The sequence below is a fragment of the Arthrobacter sp. HMSC08H08 genome (assembly GCF_001807575.1).
GTDB lineage: Bacteria > Actinomycetota > Actinomycetes > Actinomycetales > Micrococcaceae > Pseudoglutamicibacter > Pseudoglutamicibacter albus.
The window spans coordinates 52,037-68,872 of the sequence record NZ_KV789375.1 but is presented as its reverse complement, the minus strand read 5'-3'; the positions used below and the strand labels follow the sequence as shown (position 1 = coordinate 68,872).

Below are 16,836 nucleotides of genomic sequence, written 5' to 3'. Positions count from 1 at the left end.
ATGACTGAAGCTGCTTCCACTACACGTAAACGTGCCCGTTTTCATACGCTCAAGGTTTCTGAGATCCGCCGCCTGACGGCCAACGCTGTTGAAGTCACCTTCGATGTTCCAGAGGAAATCGCAGATGAGTTCGACTACGCGCCCGGCCAGTATGTAGCGTTGCGCGCCATGGTCCCGTCCTATGACGGCACCCCCGTCGAGCTGCGCCGCTCCTACTCGATCTCCCAGGCCCCTGTGCGCGGGGAGATCAAGGTGGGTATCAAGAAGGACCAGGGCGGCCTGTTCTCTACGTGGGCCAACGAAACACTGGCTGTGGGTGACGAAATTGACGTCATGAGCCCGCAGGGTACGTTCGTGTCCAAGAAGGATCTGGTCCGTCCAGGCGAGGCCCAGCACCTTGTAGCGATCGCGGCGGGCTCCGGCATCACCCCTGTGATGGCTATTACCCGCTCGGTTTTGGAAGCAGACGACCGTTCCCAGGTTGACCTCGTGTACGCGAACCGTTCCTCCTCAGACGTGATGTTCGTTGAGGAACTGGCTGACCTGAAGGATAAATACCCGTCCCGCCTGGCGGTGCACCACGTGCTCTCCCGTGAACAGAGGATCTCGCCGCTACTGACCGGCCGCCTGGACCAGGAGAAGCTTGAACTGCTGCTCAACAAGGTTCTGCGCACCGACTTGGCAGACGAGTGGTTCTTGTGCGGCCCGATGGAACTGGTTCAGATGGTCCGCGACAACCTCGCAGAGCAGGGAGTCGAGGCCGAACGCGTCCGCTTCGAACTGTTCACGACCGGCCAGGTGGGCGACCCAACCGGCCAGCACGGCAAGCCAGTCAAGATCGAAGAAGGCGAGCCGACCCGTGAGATCGAGTTCCAGGTCGACGGCCTCAAAGGCACCGTGGAATCGCCGATCGAAGCGCGCGAAACGATCCTCAACGCGGCACTGCGTGCCCGCCCGGACGTCCCGTTCGCTTGCTCGGGTGGCGTGTGCGGTACGTGCCGCGCCAAGCTTGTCAGCGGCAACGTGGACATGGCCGAGAACTACGCGCTTGAACAAGACGAACTGGATGCCGGCTACATCCTGACCTGCCAGTCCGTCCCAACGACCGATAAGGTCGCCGTCGACTTCGACGCCTAATCAACCTAGACGGCCCGCCCACCCGGCGGGCCGTCCGCTTTCCACCCGTGTTTTCATAACCGAAAGGTCCACTACACGACATGTCGATGATTCGCACCGAGAGCAACCAGCAAGGTGTTCTCGAGATTGTTCTGGATGCCCCGAAGAAGCTGAACTCGATCGACGAGGCCGGTCTTGAAGAACTCAAGACCACGCTCGCCTCGGTCTCCGAGCAGGTCAGCTCCGGTTCGGTGCAGGCCGTGATCCTTCGCGGTGAGGGCCGCGCGTTCTGCGCAGGCCGCGACATTTCCCAGGTTGATCCGCTCAAAGACGACGTCAACCACTACCTGGGTGAGCTCACCGCCCCAGTCATGGACGCGATCCACGAGCTACAGGTCCCGACGTTCGCCGTCGTCACAGGCGCATGCCTCGGTGTTGGCTTGGGACTCGCGGCATCCTGCGACGTCGTCTACGTCGCTGAGGACGCGAAAATCGGTTCCCCGTTCGCTAACCTCGGTGCCTTGCTTGATTCGGGCGGCCACCACTTGTTCGTGACTCGCTTGGGCACGCATCGTGCCCTGGACCTGATCTACACGGGCGAGCTGATCTCCGGTGAGCAGGCCGTGCGCGAAGGCTTGTTCTCCCGGTCCTTGCCGGCCGATGAGGTGCTCGAATTCACGCGCAAGACCGCCGGGCGTGTGGCCCGGGGTGCGCTGGATTCCTACCGTGCATCCAAGCAGCTCGTGTTCCAGATCCGGGACGAAGACCTCGGCTTCAACGCATCCGTTGCCGAAGAGGCCCGCTTGCAGGAAGTTCTGCGCACCACCGATAACTACCAGGAAGGCTTCAAATCCTTCCAGGAGAAACGCAAGCCGGAGTTCAAGCCGACGCCGCCACGCGAGAGCTGGTAGCCAGCAAGGACGCTAGCTAGATACTTCGAGGCTCTGGCCGGAGCATGAGCTCTGGCCAGAGCCTCGGCGTTTAGCAGCGCCGGTGTTAGCCGCTGGTTGCGTCCGGGTCGGTTTCGTCCCAGTGGCGTTGGCTTGCCTCCAAGATGAGCTCGATGGCGCCCAACACCTGCTGCGCTTGTTCAGCGGTGAGGCTCGCGGCTACTTCAGCGGCCCATTCCGCTTGGGCGGCTTGCGCGGCTTGAACCGCGGCGCGGCCTTTCTTGGTTGGCGCCAAGAGAGAAGCGCGGGCGTGCTTAGGGTTGGTGCGGTAGGCCGCCAGCCCTAGCTTGACCGCATCGTCGGCTACGCGCTGGACGGACTGGCGCGTGAGCCCGAGCACCCGGGCGATCTGAGAGACAGTCGCTGGGGTCTGGGCCGCGGCGGAGATCACCTGCCAGCGGGCGGGAGTGAGGTCATTGTGGGAGGCCACAACCTCGGCGGAATACACGAACTCGGAGTGCGCTTGAGAGACAGCAGAAATGAGCGCCCCGAAATCTTCAGGGTTCATAGGCTGAGTGGTCATGTGGCGGGAGTCTCGGGTTCGTGGTCTTCGAAGATCAAGTGGGTTTGGGTGTCCATGACCTCAGGCATCGGCTGGAGCACCTCGAAAATAAATCGCCGCAGCGCCTCGTTATCGGCCGCGCGCACCAGAAGCATCACATCGAACGTTCCGCCCACGAGGGCCACATGGTGGACCTCCGGGATCTGGCGGAGCTGCTCTTGCAGGGTGCGCCACGAATGCTGACGCAACTTGAGGGATACGTAAGCGGAAGAGCGCAGACCCATCGCGGCATGGTTCACGGTTGCCGTATACCCGGTGATCACGCCGCGTTCACGCAGGCCTGCGATCCGTTGATACGCGTGCGCCCGTGAGATGTGCACATTGCTTGCGATAGCGGAAACCGAGGCCCGACCGTCTTTGAGCAGTTCGGAGACGATAGCTGCATCCACCGCGTCTAAAGCGGGAGCAAACGCTGGGTTTTTAGCCACTGCACACAGCTCCTTGAAGCACTAGACAAAATGACAACAACCGCCAAGTTGCGTAGACAAATTTCTGAGCACGCACTGCGGAGCGACAAATCCTCTGATCATTTTCGCACACATGGCGACGAAAAGCTCAAGCAGGCATCATATAGACCATGACTGATCATGTGAGCCAAACCACAAGCTCGGGGGCTGAGGTGACTCAGCCGCTCGATGAAACGCGCGTAGGGGACTCGGTCTCCCGCGCATCGGACTCCTTCGGTATTTCCGTTGAAGACTACCTTTTGCCCACGCGCGGCCGCGTCCAGATGGTGGACGAGCAGGGGCGGTTGCGCCCGGTAGAGGAACAAGGGATCGCCCCGGGCCACGAATACCCACTGCCGGATGGTGCCCGGTTGCTTGACGCGTATGAAAAGCTCGTCATCGGCCGCCGCATCAACGATCAGAACGCGGCCCTTGTGCGGCAGGGCCGGATGGCGGTCTATCCTTCCAGCCACGGCCAGGAAGCGTGCCAGGTTGCAGTCGCGGTAGCCCTTGAGGAGCGCGACTGGCTGTTCCCGACCTACCGTGACACGGTCGCCGTGATTTCTCGCGGCGTTGTCCCGGAGGAAGTCATGACGGGCTTCCGCGGTGAATGGCATCAGGGCTATAACCCGTATGACCACAACACCGCTGTTCAGTCCACCCCTCTCACAACCCAGCTGCTGCACGCCGTGGGTGTTGCTCACGCGGCACGCATGCGAGGTGAAGACACGGTCGTGATCGCGCTGTGCGGTGACGGCGCGACCTCGGAAGGTGATTTCCACGAGGCGCTGAACTTCGCGGCCGTGTACAACCTGCCTGTGATCTTCTTTGTCCAGAACAACGGTTACGCGATCTCGGTTCCGCTCTCACAACAGTCCGTAGCGCCGTCGCTTGCCCACAAGGCTGTCGGTTATGGCATGGCAGGGGAACGCGTGGACGGCAATGACCTCGCCGCTGTTTTGGCTGTGCTGGACCGTGCCGTCACGATCGCCCGCGAAGGCTCCGGCCCGCTGCTGATCGAGGCGGAGACCTACCGCATGCAGGCGCACACCAACGCCGATGATGACACGCGCTACCGCGAATCAGACGAGGTCCAGGAGTGGCTAGCGAAAGACCCCGTGGTCCGTATGGAAGCGTACCTGCGTAACGAGGGCCTGCTCGATGACGAAAAAGCCGAGCAGATCAAGGCTCACGCCGAGCAGGTAGCCAAAGAGCTTCGCGACGCGATGAACCGCGAGATCACACCTGACCCGAAGGATCTCTTCACATACGTCTACGTTGAGCAGACCCCACAGCTCGCCGAGCAAGCCGCAATGCTCGCCGAAGAGCTGGAACGTGACTCTGCTTCCCAGGAAGGTGAGGCCAAGTGAGCCCCAAGCAAATGTCCCCTGAGGAAAAGCAGGCGGAATTCGGTGGTGTAGCGGATTCGGTGCGTGGCAAGGACGAGCCGGCGGTCCCGCCAGCCCGCGACCCGCGCCCGGCTGGCCCCACATCGTTCGCAGCGGCCTTGAACACCGCGCTCGCTGATGCGATGGAAGCAGACGATGCGGTGCTGATGTTCGGTGAAGACGTCGGTAAGCTCGGCGGCGTTTTCCGCATTACCGATGGCCTGCAGGAGCGTTTCGGCAATAAACGCTGCTTTGACACACCGCTAGCTGAATCCGGCATTGCCGGTATGGCGGTGGGCATGGCGATGAACGGTATGCGCCCAGTGATCGAGATGCAGTTCGACGCGTTCGCATACCCGGCACTCGAGCAGATTCTGAGCCACATCGCGAAGATGCACAACCGTACCCGCGGCCACGTGCGCCTGCCGCTGGTCATCCGCGTACCGCACGCAGGTGGCGTGGGTGGTGTAGAGCACCACTGCGACTCCTCGGAGTCCCTGTATGCGCACACACCGGGTTTGAAGGTTTTCATCCCGTCCGGTGTTGAAGACGCCTACCTCATGTTGCGTGAGGCGATCGACTCGGATGACCCAGTGGTGTTCTTCGAACCGAAGAAGCTCTACTTCGGCCGTGAACAAGCCGACCTAGAGGCCCTCAAGAAGGAATACGAAACGAAGAAAGCAGAGCGCCGCAACGGGACCGCGCGCGTGCTACGCGAAGGTAAGGACGCGACCATCGTGACCTACGGCGCTTCCGTTTCAACCGCGATGAAGGCCGCGGAAGCAGCCGTTGAGGAGGGCTTCGACCTCGAAGTCATCGACGTGCGCACCATCGTTCCCTACGACGACGCAACCGTGGACGCGTCGGTCCGTAAGACAGGCCGTGCGCTGGTGGTCGCTGAAACACCGGGCTTCGCATCGATCGCATCCGAACTTGTGGCGCGCATCCAGGAGCGGAACTTCTTCTCGCTCGCCTCGCCAGTCAAGCGCGTCACGGGCTTCGACATCCCGTTCCCATCACCGATGCTGGAGAAATATCAGCTGCCAAGCGTAGACCGCATCCTTGATGCCGTCGATGAGATGACGTGGGAGGACTAATGGCACAGACGTTCACTCTCCCGGACCTCGGGGAAGGACTCACCGAAGCTGACCTGGTGGCCTGGCACGTCGCCGAAGGCGACACGGTCGAGATCGACCAGATTGTCGCCGAAGTCGAGACAGCTAAATCCGTTGTTGAGATCCCGTGCCCGTTCGAAGGCACAGTCCTGAAACTCTATGGAGAACCTGGCGAGACGATGGTCGTGGGCGATTCGCTCATCACCGTAGGCGAGCAGGGTGAAACCACGGACGGCGGCGCTGATGACGACGGCGTCGGTTCTAGTAGCGGCGGCGCTGATGCCGGCGCGGCTTCCGGCGTTGAGGTGTTGCGTGAAGGTGCGCAGTCCTACCGCGAAGAAGAACGCGCCGGAACGGGTTCCGGAAACGTACTGATCGGCTACGGAACGAGCGAAGACGAAGGTGGCGCTCGCCGCCGCCGTCGCGGCCGTCACCGCGCCGAGGTTCCGGTTGCTACGGGCCAAAGCTCGGAACCTGTCAACCAAGGCACGGCACCTGTGAGCCAGGACTCGGCGCCTGTGAGCCAAAGCTCGGCTCCGGCACAGGACCACACCGAGCCCCAGCCAACACAGTCCCAGGTAACACAGCGTGAGCGGTTGGCGCCGCGAGTCATCAACCCGCTGGTGCGTAAGTTGGCTCGCGACAACGGCGTGGACATCGCCGCGCTGGAAGGCTCTGGGGCCGACGGTCTGATCATGCGCGCAGACGTTCAGGCAGCGATCGACGGCGGGGCACAGTCCGCACCTGGCGCGCAGTCCGCACCGCACACATCGGGCGCTATCCTGGGCGCCGCTGTACCGAGCAACGAAAAGGCACCGGCCGCATCGGAGGGTGCTGGCGCCGGCGAGGTCGATGCGCGTACCGGTTTGACGGTCGAGTCCCGCACCCCGATGACCGGGGTCCGGAAGGTTGTTGCGGAGACGATGTCGCGTTCGCGCCGTGAGATTCCGGAAGCGACCGTGTGGGTCGATGTGGACGCAACCGAGCTGCTTGAGTGGCGCAAGAAGCTCAAACCGAACGCGGAAGGCCGCGTTCCGGGTGTGCTCTCGCTGATCGGGCGTTTCGTCACGGCTGGGTTGATGCAGGTTCCAGAACTCAACGCCCGCATCGATGAGGCGGAAGACGGCACCTCGGAGATCGTTCGTTTCAAGGGCGTGAACCTGGGTATCGCTGCGCAGACGGACCGTGGGCTTGTGGTGCCAGCGGTGGCTGATGCGCAGAAGCTTTCGGCACGCGAACTGGATGCCGCGATCGGTGAGCTGGTCGCGACCGCGCGCGATGGCAAGTGCACCCCGAACGAGTTGATGCGTGGCACGTTCACCCTCAACAACTACGGCGTGTTCAACGTGGACGGTTCCGCGGCGATCATCAACCATCCGCAGGTCGCGATCATGGGCCTGGGTCGAATCAAGGAGCGCCCGTGGGTAGTTGACGGTGAGATCACGGTCCGCTCGATCATGGAGCTAACCCTGGCATTTGACCACCGCGTATGCGATGGCGGTGCCGCGAGCGCGTTCCTCCGCTACGTTGCCGACGCGATCGAGAACCCGGCGGAGGCCCTGGCAAGCCTCTAGCCGCTACGGTGCTTGAGCATCGAAGAGACGACTGCGGGTCCTGACACCTCATGTGTCAGGACCCGCAGTTCTACAGGACCCGCAGTTTTACAGGGCCTGCAGTTTTATGTGTGAGCGTACTGCCGGCTTCAGCGGGCAGTGCGGGCGGGCATCGCGAGCCGTTCGATAACACCGAAGAGTGCGAGCGCGGTGCCTACGATGAGGCCCACCGCGAGCAGGGTGAACAGTTGGCTGGCCATAGCCGCGGCGTCGTCGGCTGTTGTGGTGAGCGGGCGGGACTGGGCCACGTTCACGAACTCCGGCAACAACATGGCCGCAGCAGTCAGCGCGGCAAGCCCCATCCCCGTCACGGTGCATGCGATCGCGGAGAATGTGACGGCGGGGCGGTCGTTGTCGATCCACCCGATGATGCCCGCGGCGAGGATCGCGAAGAAGCCCACCACAAGGTAGGAGCCCACAATGTCTGCTGGCCGGTGCCAGGACATGATGAAGGTCACGGAGCCACCAGCAGCGGCGATGAGGGCGCCGATGATGCTGAACCATGTGCGTGAACGTGCCCGCATCGACAGCAAAGCAGCGAACATCCCGCCGATTGCGAGTGCTGAATGCCCGGAGGGAAAGCTATTGATGTATGCCTCGGAGACGCCGGTGAATGGTCGTTCGAGGAGGGTCTGTTTGAGGATCCGCACGCATACGATCCCGAAGCCTGCCGACGTCAGTGCGATCGCTGGGATGATCACGGAACGGCGGATGAATACTTGGGCGATGGCTACTGCAACCCCACCGATAGCGATCGCGAGGGGGATATAGGTGAACCACCCGAGTTCGTTGTGGAGCGCGGGGGTTTCTTGAACGAAGCGGCGCGCACCGAGTAGAGCGCGTTCGTCGAGCCATTGACCGCGGACTGTCTTGATGAAAAGCCAGTATGTGAGCGAGAAAAGCCCTAGGGTTCCGAGGCTGAGCACGGTGGTTGCTAGGGCGCGTGGCCAAAGCCTCGATTGTGACACGGCACGAATATGTGCGGTGTCTGTCGAGAGGTTAGGCATGTTCCTAGAGTGTCACGTTCTTCTGGGTGGAAGCTGATGCCGCGCCGGGTGTTGCATGCCTTGCGGGTGTGAGTTTGGATAGAGTGCGCCGGGCGAGCCATCGCCGCCGGATATCGTGTTTTTTATGAGTGAGTTTCGGGGGGAATAACATGCCGTGGGGTGCGAAAGTGGGGTTTCCTTCGCTGGAAGAGCTGAAGGACGCGGCGGTGGTGGTGCGGTTGCCGATGAATGTGCGTTTCCGCGGGGTCGTGGAGCGTGAGGTGTTGTTGTTTGAAGGGCCTGCAGGCTGGGGTGAGTTCTCGCCGTTCCTCGAATATGGGCCGGCGGAAGCATCCCGCTGGCTTGCTGCCGCGATCGAGGCCGCGTGGTGTGGTTGGCCCGATCCGGTGCGTGATGTGGTGCCGGTCAACGGGACCGTTCCTGCGGTTGAGGCGGGCCGGGTGCCTGAGGTTCTAGCGCGTTTCGACGGTGTGGGCACGGTCAAGGTCAAGGTCGCCGAGCGCGGGCAGTCAGTCGATGAGGATGTTGCCCGGGTTGCCGCGGTTGCCCGTGAGCTTCCGGGGGCCCGAATTCGGGTGGACGCGAATCAGGGGTGGGATCATCACACCGCGGTGGATGCGTTGACCCGGCTCGCGGAGTTCGATCTTGAGTATGCGGAGCAACCCGTCGAGGGGATCGAGGGGTTAGCCCAGTTGCGGGAGGCGCTGGACGCCCGGGGCGTGGACGTGCGGTTGGCCGCGGACGAGGCGGTGCGTAAGTCCGATGACCCGTTGAAGGTTGCGCGCATGGGCGCAGCTGAGGTGATTATCGTCAAGGCTCAGCCGCTGGGTGGTGTGCGTGCCGCGCTTTCGATCGTGGAGCAGGCCGGCCTGGATGCTGTGGTGTCTTCCGCTTTGGATTCCTCGGTGGGTTTAGCTGGTGGGATCGCTCTGGCGGCAGCGTTGCCGGAGTTGAAGTATGCGTGCGGGCTGGGTACAGGAGCGCTCTTTGCCGACGACGTGCTCACGCCTGGTCTGAAACCTCGCGGCGGTGTTCTGCCGGTGGGGCCGGTAGTTCCGGATCGTGGGAAACTGGAGGCCCTGGCAGTCGACGCGCATCGGCGCGCGTGGTGGATGGATCGGCTAGAGGCCTGCTATGCGCAGCTAATGATCTAGCGCTGGTGAGCGTTGATGAGGGTCTCGTTACCGCACACGAAAGCGGGATAAAATCGAGCTATGACTTCCCCGACCATCTGGATTGATTGGCCCGCCCCGGTCCCGAACGCCGCGGACTATGCGAAACGCCGCCGCATGATCACTTCACCGGTTACCACAGCGCTCCTTGTGGTGGTCACGGTCCCGGTGCTTGTCATCGGTGTTCTCAGACTTGCCGGAGTGGGGCTTTCGGGGGTCTGGATGGTCATCATGATCCTGTGCGGGCTTGTGGGCGGGTTCTTCGTTGCTCCACGGCACCGTACCCTGCATTTTTGCGGCAACGAATTGCATTTCACCGGCGGGGCACCTTTGGGTGCCAAGCTGCCGTGGCGTGACCTCGACCAGGTGGTGCTCTGGCTGGTCCAGGATCGCGAGCCAAACGGAGCGCCACGTGGCGACGGAACCTGGATGTTGAACATCTACGATCAGCATGGCCGGCTTCGTTATTCCCTCACCGAAGGGCCTCTGGTGCCTGCGAAAATGCTGTTTGATGCGATGGATGCCTTCCCCAGTCCGCGGCGTAGGCTGTTCTTGATCCCGATGCGGCCCGGGCTGGAAGGCATTGCGCCGCCGGGGTCCCACCCCGAGTGGGAAGCGATCGCCCGCATGGAGCCGACACCGCGGAAAGTCCAGGAGCTGCTGGCCCAGAAACAGGCACCTGGAGTGCCTCCGCACGCCTAACCCCGCTCATACACTGGGGTTATGCCTTCTATGTCTGTTGGGCCGTCTGTGCCTGCTGTTGAGTCTGCGCGGCTGGTCGTCCAGGGATGTGTCTCCGCCGGGATGCGGCATGTTGTGGTGGCGCCTGGGTCGCGTTCGGCGCCGTTGGCGTATGCGCTCGCCGAGGCCGAGCGCGACGGTGTGCTGTCGGTGCATGCGCGGCTCGATGAGCGTGAGGCGGGGTTCCTCGCGCTCGGGCTTTCTTTGGCCTCCAACGCGCCGGTTGCGGTTGTCACGACGTCCGGTTCCGCTGTAGCGAATCTGTTCCCGGCGTTGATGGAGGCTACGCACGCGGGCGTCAAGCTCGTGCTGTTGACAGCCGACCGGCCCGAACGTTTGCACGGTACGGGCGCATCACAAACTACCCAACAGGCCGGTATCTTCGCGCACCACACGCGTTCAAGCGTGCACATTCCGGCGGGCGAGGACCCTACAGCCGCAGTCGCTGAAGCCTTGGTGGCGACGCTTGGCAACAAGCAGCACGCTCCGGGCCCGGTACACATCAACTGTGCATTCGAAGACCCGCTCTACCCGCCGAATGACGCGATGATCACCGCCGCGGAACAACCCGCCGAGCGTGCCGCCCGCCAATACCCCGAACTCAGTGATGTTGAGCTACTCGAGATCGATGCGCTCGCAGCCGCAGTACCGGTCCCGCGCGCCCTATCCTGCGAAACACTCAGGGAAGCCGCGGCACGGCGTACGGAACACGGCGCTGAACACGGTACGGAACACTGCGCGGAAGGGACCACAGCACGCGGCACGGAAGAGAGCGCGGTACACCGCACAGGCAGCGAGCGCCCCGATGTTCACCGCAGGACTGTTGTGGTTGCAGGCCACGATGCGGGGGAGGAAGCCGCGCATTTCGCTCACGCTTTAGACCTGCCGCTTTTAGCGGAGCCCTCTTCGAATGCACGCCACGGCGAGAACGCGTTGACGGCGTATCAGTTCACGCTGGCGGCGTTCGCGGACCAGATCGAGGCGGTGGTCTTGTTTGGCCGCCCGACTCTCTCACGGCCAATCAACGCTCTACTTGCCCGTGATGACATCGACTCGGCGATCTATGCTCCGGGTCCGCTCGCGTGGTGCGAACTGTCCAAACGCCCGGAGACGCCCGTGCGTAGTTTCGCTCAAGCCGCCCAGTTCGCGGGTGTAGGCCCGCAAGGCTGGGTCGAGGCGTGGCGTGAGGCCGACGAACGTGTCGTGGCGGCCGTGAGCATGGTGGTCGCGGAACGCGAACACGTCACGGGTAGGCTCACGGGTCCATCGCTGGCAGCCGACGTGTGGTCCGGGCTATCCGGGCCAGCCGTGATCGGGTCATCCCGGCCAGTGCGAGACATGGACATCGCAGCAACCCCGCGGCGGGGCCGCGGCCCGCGCGTGTATGCGAACCGTGGGCTCGCTGGCATTGATGGCACTATCTCCACCGCCGCAGGGATCGCGCTCGCCGAACGCCGCCGCACGCTCGCGTTCATGGGGGACGTCACGTTCCTTTATGGGGCGGCGGGAATGCTGGTGCCCTCGCTCGAAGCGGTTCCCCAGCTCGACGTTGTGGTCGCCGACGACGGCGGAGGCACCATCTTCTCAACCCTGGAACACGGCACTGTCGCGGCCCGCGGCGGCTACCAGGAAGCCGTCGACAGGTTCTTCCGTGTCCCACACGGCCTCGACGCGGTCGAGCTAGCGCTCGCCTACGGTTGGGACGCGCAACGGGTCAGCTCACACGAACACGTGCGTGAATGGCTCGACGCCGGACGCACGGCGCACGGCTGCCGGCTGCTGGTAGTGGATACGGAACGCGAAAAGCCACGCGAACTACACCGCGCGCTCGCCGCGGCCGCGGCTGAAGCCCTCGCCTAGTTGCGGGCGGGGGGCGGCTACGCCGAGTGCTTGGAGCATCGGCCGCATCTTCGCCCATGTCTCCTGCAGTTCGGCGGCGGGCTCGGAATCCGCGACGATCCCGCAGCCGGCCCACAAACGGATCCGCTCCGGAACCGGCTCGCCAGTTTCACCATCGCCGGGGCGTGTCAGTGTCACCTCGGTCGGGAACGTGCCCTGGCCGACGTGCGCGGCCGTCGGCTCGGTGGGGCCGTAGCCTTCCAGGACCCCGCATCGCAAAGCGATACCGAATTCGCCGTTGCCGCGGGCGTCAACCCACCCGACGGGGCCGGCATACGCTCCGCGGTCAAGATGCTCGATCTCACGGATGATACGCCCCGCATGCAAACGCGGAGTCCCGCACACCGCCGCGGTAGGGTGCACGGCACGCAGCAGGTCCAGCACACTGTAGGGGCCGGTTTCGCTCGCGCCGATGCGTGCCCGCACGTCCGAGGCGAGGTGCCACACGTTCGGTAGCGTCAACACGAACGGGGCGGCGGGGGAATGTAGTTCGGTCACGAACGGTTCAAGTTCTTCGACGAGCGAGTCGATCGCGTACTGGTGCTCTTCAATCTGTTTCTGGTCGTTCGCCAGCTGGAACGCGCCGTCTTCGCCGTGGTTGGCGCGGTCGAGCGTCCCGGCGAGCACGCGGGCGCGCGCGATGCCCTCGTGTGCTTCGATCAGCATCTCCGGGGTCGCACCGATGATGCCGTCCACTGAATACACCCAGCAGTCGGTGTAGCGCGCCGCGAGCGCCTGCAGCGTGGGCACCACCTGCACGCCACCTGGCACGTCCACGGTGACATCGCGGGAGAGCACCGCTTTCGCTAACTCACCGGAACGGATCCTCTGGATCGCTTCGCGGACTCCGGCTTGGAAGCGGGCTTCGCTCGTGTGCGCATCATCGGCGATGCGGGCGCCGGCCCTGTCAGCTACCTCTCCGCCAGATGCCCCGCCGCCAGCCGCTTCGCCGCGCACCTGTGCGGCGTAGGCTTCGAGGTCGTCGCGGCTCGGGTCCGGCCCGAGCGCGTCGGCTTCTTCAGGGTCGAGGATGACCGTGATCCAGGCGAGGTCCCCGTTGCGGCCCCACACCACACGCGGGACAATCAGCACTGAGTCGCGGCCTGATGCGCGGGAGAAAGCCACCGAGGAGAATGCGGCGAGGCCCGTGCCGGAGGTCGCGACCGCATCGTCCACTGTGGCGGCGGAGCTCAAGGCGCGCCACGCGGATGCCAACGCATCGATGCGGCCATCCCCGCGGGCCTGCAGGCGAAGAACCTCGCCGGCGCCGACCATCGAGGTTTCGCCACGGGCCCACACGTGATCCCACGGGCCTGCAACATCGGCGAGGGTTGCTGGGGCGGCCATCGCCGGATGGGTGCCGCGGGCGCGGGTGATCACGCGCAAGTGGGGGAGGGACGGCAGGCTGAACGCAGGCTCGTCAGTGTTCACGGAAGTAGTCATGTCGGCACTCATTGTATTAGCCCGCCACAATCGAGCTGGATGTTCTTTGCCGCCGCACCCCATCTTTGGTGCTATCACAGGGGTTGTGTGGTGTGAACGTTCAGCTAGTTTCGGGCTAACGCACCGGGCCGATGGTTTCGACTGCGTGCGAGTCGTAAGAGACAATAGCTAGCGTGATGAGAGCTACTCTGCAGAAAAACCCGGATGACGTCGCCCGCATGTTCGATGGCGTGGCCGAACGCTACGACCTCACTAACGATGTGCTCACGTTCGGGCTGACCCCGTACTGGCGCCGTGTTGTGGTGCGCGCCGTGGATGCCAAGCAGGGGGAGAAGGTCCTTGACCTCGCTGCAGGTACCGGCACGAGCTCGGAACCGTACGCGGATGCCGGCATCGATGTTGTGGCATCGGACTTCTCGGAAGGGATGCTCGCGGTGGGGCGCCGCCGCCGCCCGGACATCAACTTTGTTCAGGCTGACGCGATGAACCTGCCGTTTGAGGACAACACGTTCGATGTTGTCACGATCTCTTATGGCATCCGCAACATCCATGACCCGCACAAGGCCCTCCGTGAGATGCTGCGTGTGGCTAAACCGGGTGGCCGCCTTGTGATCGCGGAGTTCTCTGACCCGACGTTCACCCCGTTCCGTGTGGTGTATAAGGAATACCTCATGAAGGCTCTGCCATGGGTTGCCTCCAAGGTGTCCTCGAACGCTGAGGCGTACCAGTACTTGGCGGAGTCGATCCGTGACTGGCCGGCTCAGGACGAATTCGCGCACTGGATTGAGGATGCAGGCTGGCAGAAGGTTCAGTACCGCAACATGACCGGCGGTATTGTGGCGATCCACCGCGGGTTTAAGGCTGCCCAAGATTCATGACCCTCAATGTTGTGATCGCAGGTGGTGGTCCGGCAGGTGCCACGGCCGCCACGTATTTGGCTCGCGCCGGGCATCGCGTCACGGTTTTGGAGAAGACGCGTTATCCGCGTGAGAAGGTCTGCGGGGATGGCCTGACCCCTCGTGCGGTGCGGGAGATGAACTACCTTGGCATGGCTCACGATGAGGCCGACGGCTGGCAGCGCACCCGAGGCCTGCGCTTCGTGGCTGGTGGGCGCGCATCGACGGTTTCGTTTGAGGGGTTCAGCTCGGACATCCCGTCTTATGGTTTGACGCGTACCCGCGCCGATTTCGATCAGCAGTTGGCGCGCATGGCGGCCGCGGCTGGGGCTGAGGTCCTGGAGGGCCACACCGTGCGCGGCGCGGTCCGGGATGACGCGGGCCGCGTTGTCGGCGTCACTGTTCAGCGAACCACACCTGAAGGTAGGCGTGCTGGTGAGCCGTTCACGGTCGCCGCCGATGTGGTGGTGGCCGCGGACGGTAACTCTTCCCCTGTCGCGAAGTCGCTGGGGATCCTGCCACGGTCCGACCGCCCGATGGGTGTGGCTCAGCGCGTGTACTACACCTCGCCGATGTCCTATTCACCGTGGATGGAGACCTGGCTTCAGCTACCGGACCGTAACGGGGATTTGATGCCTGGCTACGGTTGGGTTTTCGGTGTGGGGGATGGCACCGCGAATGTTGGCTTGGGGATTTTGGATACCGCTAAGGATTTCCGTAGCATCGACTTGCGCTCGACGTTGAGCGAGTGGGTCGATGTCATGCAGGAACACGAGCCGACCCGCGGTTTTGTCCCGGAGAACCAGGTGGGTGTGGTGCGCGGGGCGGCACTTCCGATGGCGTTCAACCGCACCCCGCACGTGGTTCCGGGGGCTGTGTTGCTGGGGGATGCGGCAGGTTTGGTTTCCCCGTTCAACGGTGAGGGGATCGATGCGGCGATGGAGTCGGCTCGGATCGCAGCTGATGTGATTGATGACGCGGTGATCGCGGCCCGCTACCGTGGCGGAACACCGGCTCAGGTGCGCGCCGCGTTCGATGCCGGGCTTCAGCGGTATCCTGAGCTGATTCAGCAGCACTTTGGTGCACATTATGGTGCGGGCAAGGTTTTCGCTCACATGGTGGGTAACCCGAAGATCATGCGTACCGCGGTCCGGTTGGGGATGGGCTCGAATGCGTTGATGCGTTTTGTTGTACGCGCCATGGGTAACTTGTCTGACCGGAATTCACCGGCTTTGGTGGATAGAGTAGTTCAAGCATTAGAACGTGTTGTGCCTCCCGTGCGCAATACTGTGAGCACTCCGGGGCGGAACTCGGGGAAGCACTCGGCGAAATTCTCTCCGGAAGAAGTAAGGCTGAAAGTATCGTGACAGAATCCTCTTGGACGTCTGCTGGCCATGACGTCGAGAAGTCGGTTGACTTGGATCCGCAGACCCAGGCTCTTGCTACGACTATCCAGTTGCCGCAGGGTTTCCGTGCTGTAGCGGATGATGTCGAGTTCGCGCCGCAGGTTTTCGAGGCTCTCGCGCGGGTCGAGAAGATGCTGTTGAACGCGGTCGCGAATTCTGATCCGATTATTGACCGTGCTTCGCGCCACCTCGCTGAGGCGGGCGGTAAGCGTGTGCGCCCGCTTTTGGTGGTTTTGTCTTCCCTCTTGGGGGAGCGGGGGATCACGGATGAGGTCGTTAAGGCCGCCTGCATTGTTGAGATGACGCACCTTGCGACCCTGTATCACGATGACGTCATGGATGATGCCCCGATGCGCCGCGGTGCCCCGACGGCGCAGCATGTGTGGGGGAATTCGGTTGCGATCCTCACCGGGGATCTGATTCTTGCGCGGGCTTCGGTGCTCGCGGCTCAGCTTGGTCCGGGCGCTGTTGAGGTTCAGGCCCGCACGTTTGAGCGTTTGTGCTTAGGTCAGTTGCACGAGTTCGCTGGCGTGCGCGAGGGGGAGGACCCCATCGCGCACTACATCCAGGTTTTGTCCGATAAGACGGCGTCCTTGATCGCGTGCGCCGGCTATTACGGCACGTTCTATGGTGGCGCGAGTGACGAGCTGCGCGATGTGCTGGTCGATTACGGCGAGAAGGTTGGCATTGCGTTCCAGCTGGCTGATGACGTCATCGACATCATGGGTCAAGAGAAGGCATCGGGGAAGATCAACGGTACGGACCTGCGTGAGGGCGTGGATACACTCCCGGTCCTGTATGCGCGCCAAGATGCCGCTGCCGGCGATGCGGAAGCTCAGCGGGTTGTTGAACTGGTCGATGGCGACCTCACTAGCGATCAGGACCTCAAGACCGCGGTTACCGCGCTGGCTGCTCACCCGGCAACGCAACGGGCGTGGGATGAGGCCCGCGCTTGGTCGCGTAAAGCAATCGAGGCGCTTGCCCCGCTACCGCACGGGACGGTGCGTTCGGCGCTTGAGGCGTTCGCTGACGCGGTGGTGACCCGCGAAGGCTAGCCTCACTATAGCCTCACTATGGCTCAT

The 16,836-nt window shown here is 63.3% G+C and carries 15 protein-coding genes; 11 read left to right on the top strand and 4 right to left on the bottom strand.

Features of this window, described 5'->3' with window-relative positions; all coding sequences use genetic code 11:
- Positions 1 to 1,137, top strand: a complete 1,137-nt coding sequence (gene paaE / locus HMPREF3175_RS01170; RefSeq protein WP_035757917.1) for a 1,2-phenylacetyl-CoA epoxidase subunit PaaE — start codon at positions 1 to 3, stop codon at positions 1,135 to 1,137.
- Positions 1,138 to 1,217: 80 nt separating this feature from the next.
- Positions 1,218 to 2,027 carry an enoyl-CoA hydratase/isomerase family protein gene (locus HMPREF3175_RS01165; RefSeq protein ID WP_370977347.1) on the top strand — a complete coding sequence of 270 codons (810 nt, stop codon included), beginning with the start codon at positions 1,218 to 1,220 and terminating at the stop codon, positions 2,025 to 2,027.
- Positions 2,028 to 2,112: 85 nt separating this feature from the next.
- Here the strand turns inward: HMPREF3175_RS01165 and HMPREF3175_RS01160 are convergent, their stop codons facing one another.
- Positions 2,113 to 2,589: a MarR family winged helix-turn-helix transcriptional regulator gene (locus HMPREF3175_RS01160; RefSeq protein ID WP_070490272.1), complete on the bottom strand. Its 477-nt coding sequence runs from the start codon at positions 2,587 to 2,589 to the stop codon at positions 2,113 to 2,115.
- The gene (locus tag HMPREF3175_RS01155; protein ID WP_035757919.1) at positions 2,586 to 3,056 is read right to left on the bottom strand and encodes an Lrp/AsnC family transcriptional regulator; all 471 of its coding nucleotides are present in this window, start codon (positions 3,054 to 3,056) and stop codon (positions 2,586 to 2,588) included. The genes HMPREF3175_RS01160 and HMPREF3175_RS01155 overlap by 4 nt, the downstream gene beginning before the upstream one ends.
- Positions 3,057 to 3,205: 149 nt before the next feature.
- On the opposite strand from HMPREF3175_RS01155, the gene pdhA reads away from it, so the two are divergent.
- From pdhA to HMPREF3175_RS01140, 3 genes are all read left to right on the top strand, one after another.
- Positions 3,206 to 4,444: a pyruvate dehydrogenase (acetyl-transferring) E1 component subunit alpha gene (gene pdhA, locus HMPREF3175_RS01150; RefSeq protein WP_070490270.1), complete on the top strand. Its 1,239-nt coding sequence runs from the start codon at positions 3,206 to 3,208 to the stop codon at positions 4,442 to 4,444.
- A 161-nt stretch (positions 4,445 to 4,605) separates the two neighbouring features.
- A complete protein-coding gene (locus HMPREF3175_RS01145; protein WP_370977351.1) occupies positions 4,606 to 5,559 on the top strand; it encodes an alpha-ketoacid dehydrogenase subunit beta in 954 nt (317 codons plus the stop codon).
- Entirely contained in the window at positions 5,559 to 7,151 is a 1,593-nt protein-coding gene (locus HMPREF3175_RS01140) for a dihydrolipoamide acetyltransferase family protein (protein WP_070490268.1), read from the top strand. Before HMPREF3175_RS01145 ends, HMPREF3175_RS01140 begins: the two co-directional genes overlap by 1 nt.
- A gap of 128 nt (positions 7,152 to 7,279) precedes the next feature.
- On the opposite strand, the gene HMPREF3175_RS01135 is transcribed toward HMPREF3175_RS01140, so the two are convergent.
- The gene (locus HMPREF3175_RS01135) at positions 7,280 to 8,158 is read right to left on the bottom strand and encodes a phosphatase PAP2 family protein (RefSeq protein WP_141739778.1); all 879 of its coding nucleotides are present in this window, start codon (positions 8,156 to 8,158) and stop codon (positions 7,280 to 7,282) included.
- Between the two features lie 188 nt (positions 8,159 to 8,346).
- Between HMPREF3175_RS01135 and HMPREF3175_RS01130 the strand changes: the two genes are divergently transcribed.
- The 3 genes from HMPREF3175_RS01130 to menD are packed head-to-tail and all read left to right on the top strand — an operon-like array spanning position 8,347 to position 11,970.
- Positions 8,347 to 9,351 carry an o-succinylbenzoate synthase gene (locus HMPREF3175_RS01130; protein WP_070490264.1) on the top strand — a complete coding sequence of 335 codons (1,005 nt, stop codon included), beginning with the start codon at positions 8,347 to 8,349 and terminating at the stop codon, positions 9,349 to 9,351.
- A gap of 60 nt (positions 9,352 to 9,411) precedes the next feature.
- Complete coding sequence (locus HMPREF3175_RS01125; RefSeq protein WP_070490263.1) at positions 9,412 to 10,071, top strand: hypothetical protein; 660 nt, start codon at positions 9,412 to 9,414, stop codon at positions 10,069 to 10,071.
- Between the two features lie 21 nt (positions 10,072 to 10,092).
- Entirely contained in the window at positions 10,093 to 11,970 is a 1,878-nt protein-coding gene (gene menD, locus HMPREF3175_RS01120) for a 2-succinyl-5-enolpyruvyl-6-hydroxy-3-cyclohexene-1-carboxylic-acid synthase (RefSeq protein WP_083289336.1), read from the top strand.
- On the opposite strand, the gene HMPREF3175_RS01115 is transcribed toward menD, so the two are convergent.
- Positions 11,926 to 13,452, bottom strand: a complete 1,527-nt coding sequence (locus HMPREF3175_RS01115; RefSeq protein WP_176745105.1) for an isochorismate synthase — start codon at positions 13,450 to 13,452, stop codon at positions 11,926 to 11,928. The genes menD and HMPREF3175_RS01115 overlap by 45 nt on opposite strands.
- Before the next feature lie 173 nt (positions 13,453 to 13,625).
- Between HMPREF3175_RS01115 and HMPREF3175_RS01110 the strand changes: the two genes are divergently transcribed.
- The 3 genes from HMPREF3175_RS01110 to HMPREF3175_RS01100 are packed head-to-tail and all read left to right on the top strand — an operon-like array spanning position 13,626 to position 16,809.
- A complete protein-coding gene (locus tag HMPREF3175_RS01110) occupies positions 13,626 to 14,330 on the top strand; it encodes a demethylmenaquinone methyltransferase (protein ID WP_070490257.1) in 705 nt (234 codons plus the stop codon).
- Positions 14,327 to 15,715, top strand: coding sequence for a geranylgeranyl reductase family protein (locus HMPREF3175_RS01105; protein ID WP_070490255.1), 1,389 nt, complete (start codon positions 14,327 to 14,329; stop codon positions 15,713 to 15,715). The genes HMPREF3175_RS01110 and HMPREF3175_RS01105 overlap by 4 nt, the downstream gene beginning before the upstream one ends.
- On the top strand, positions 15,712 to 16,809 hold the full coding sequence (locus HMPREF3175_RS01100; protein WP_035757941.1) for a polyprenyl synthetase family protein: 1,098 nt from the start codon (positions 15,712 to 15,714) through the stop codon (positions 16,807 to 16,809). Before HMPREF3175_RS01105 ends, HMPREF3175_RS01100 begins: the two co-directional genes overlap by 4 nt.
- Positions 16,810 to 16,836: the final 27 nt, after the last annotated feature.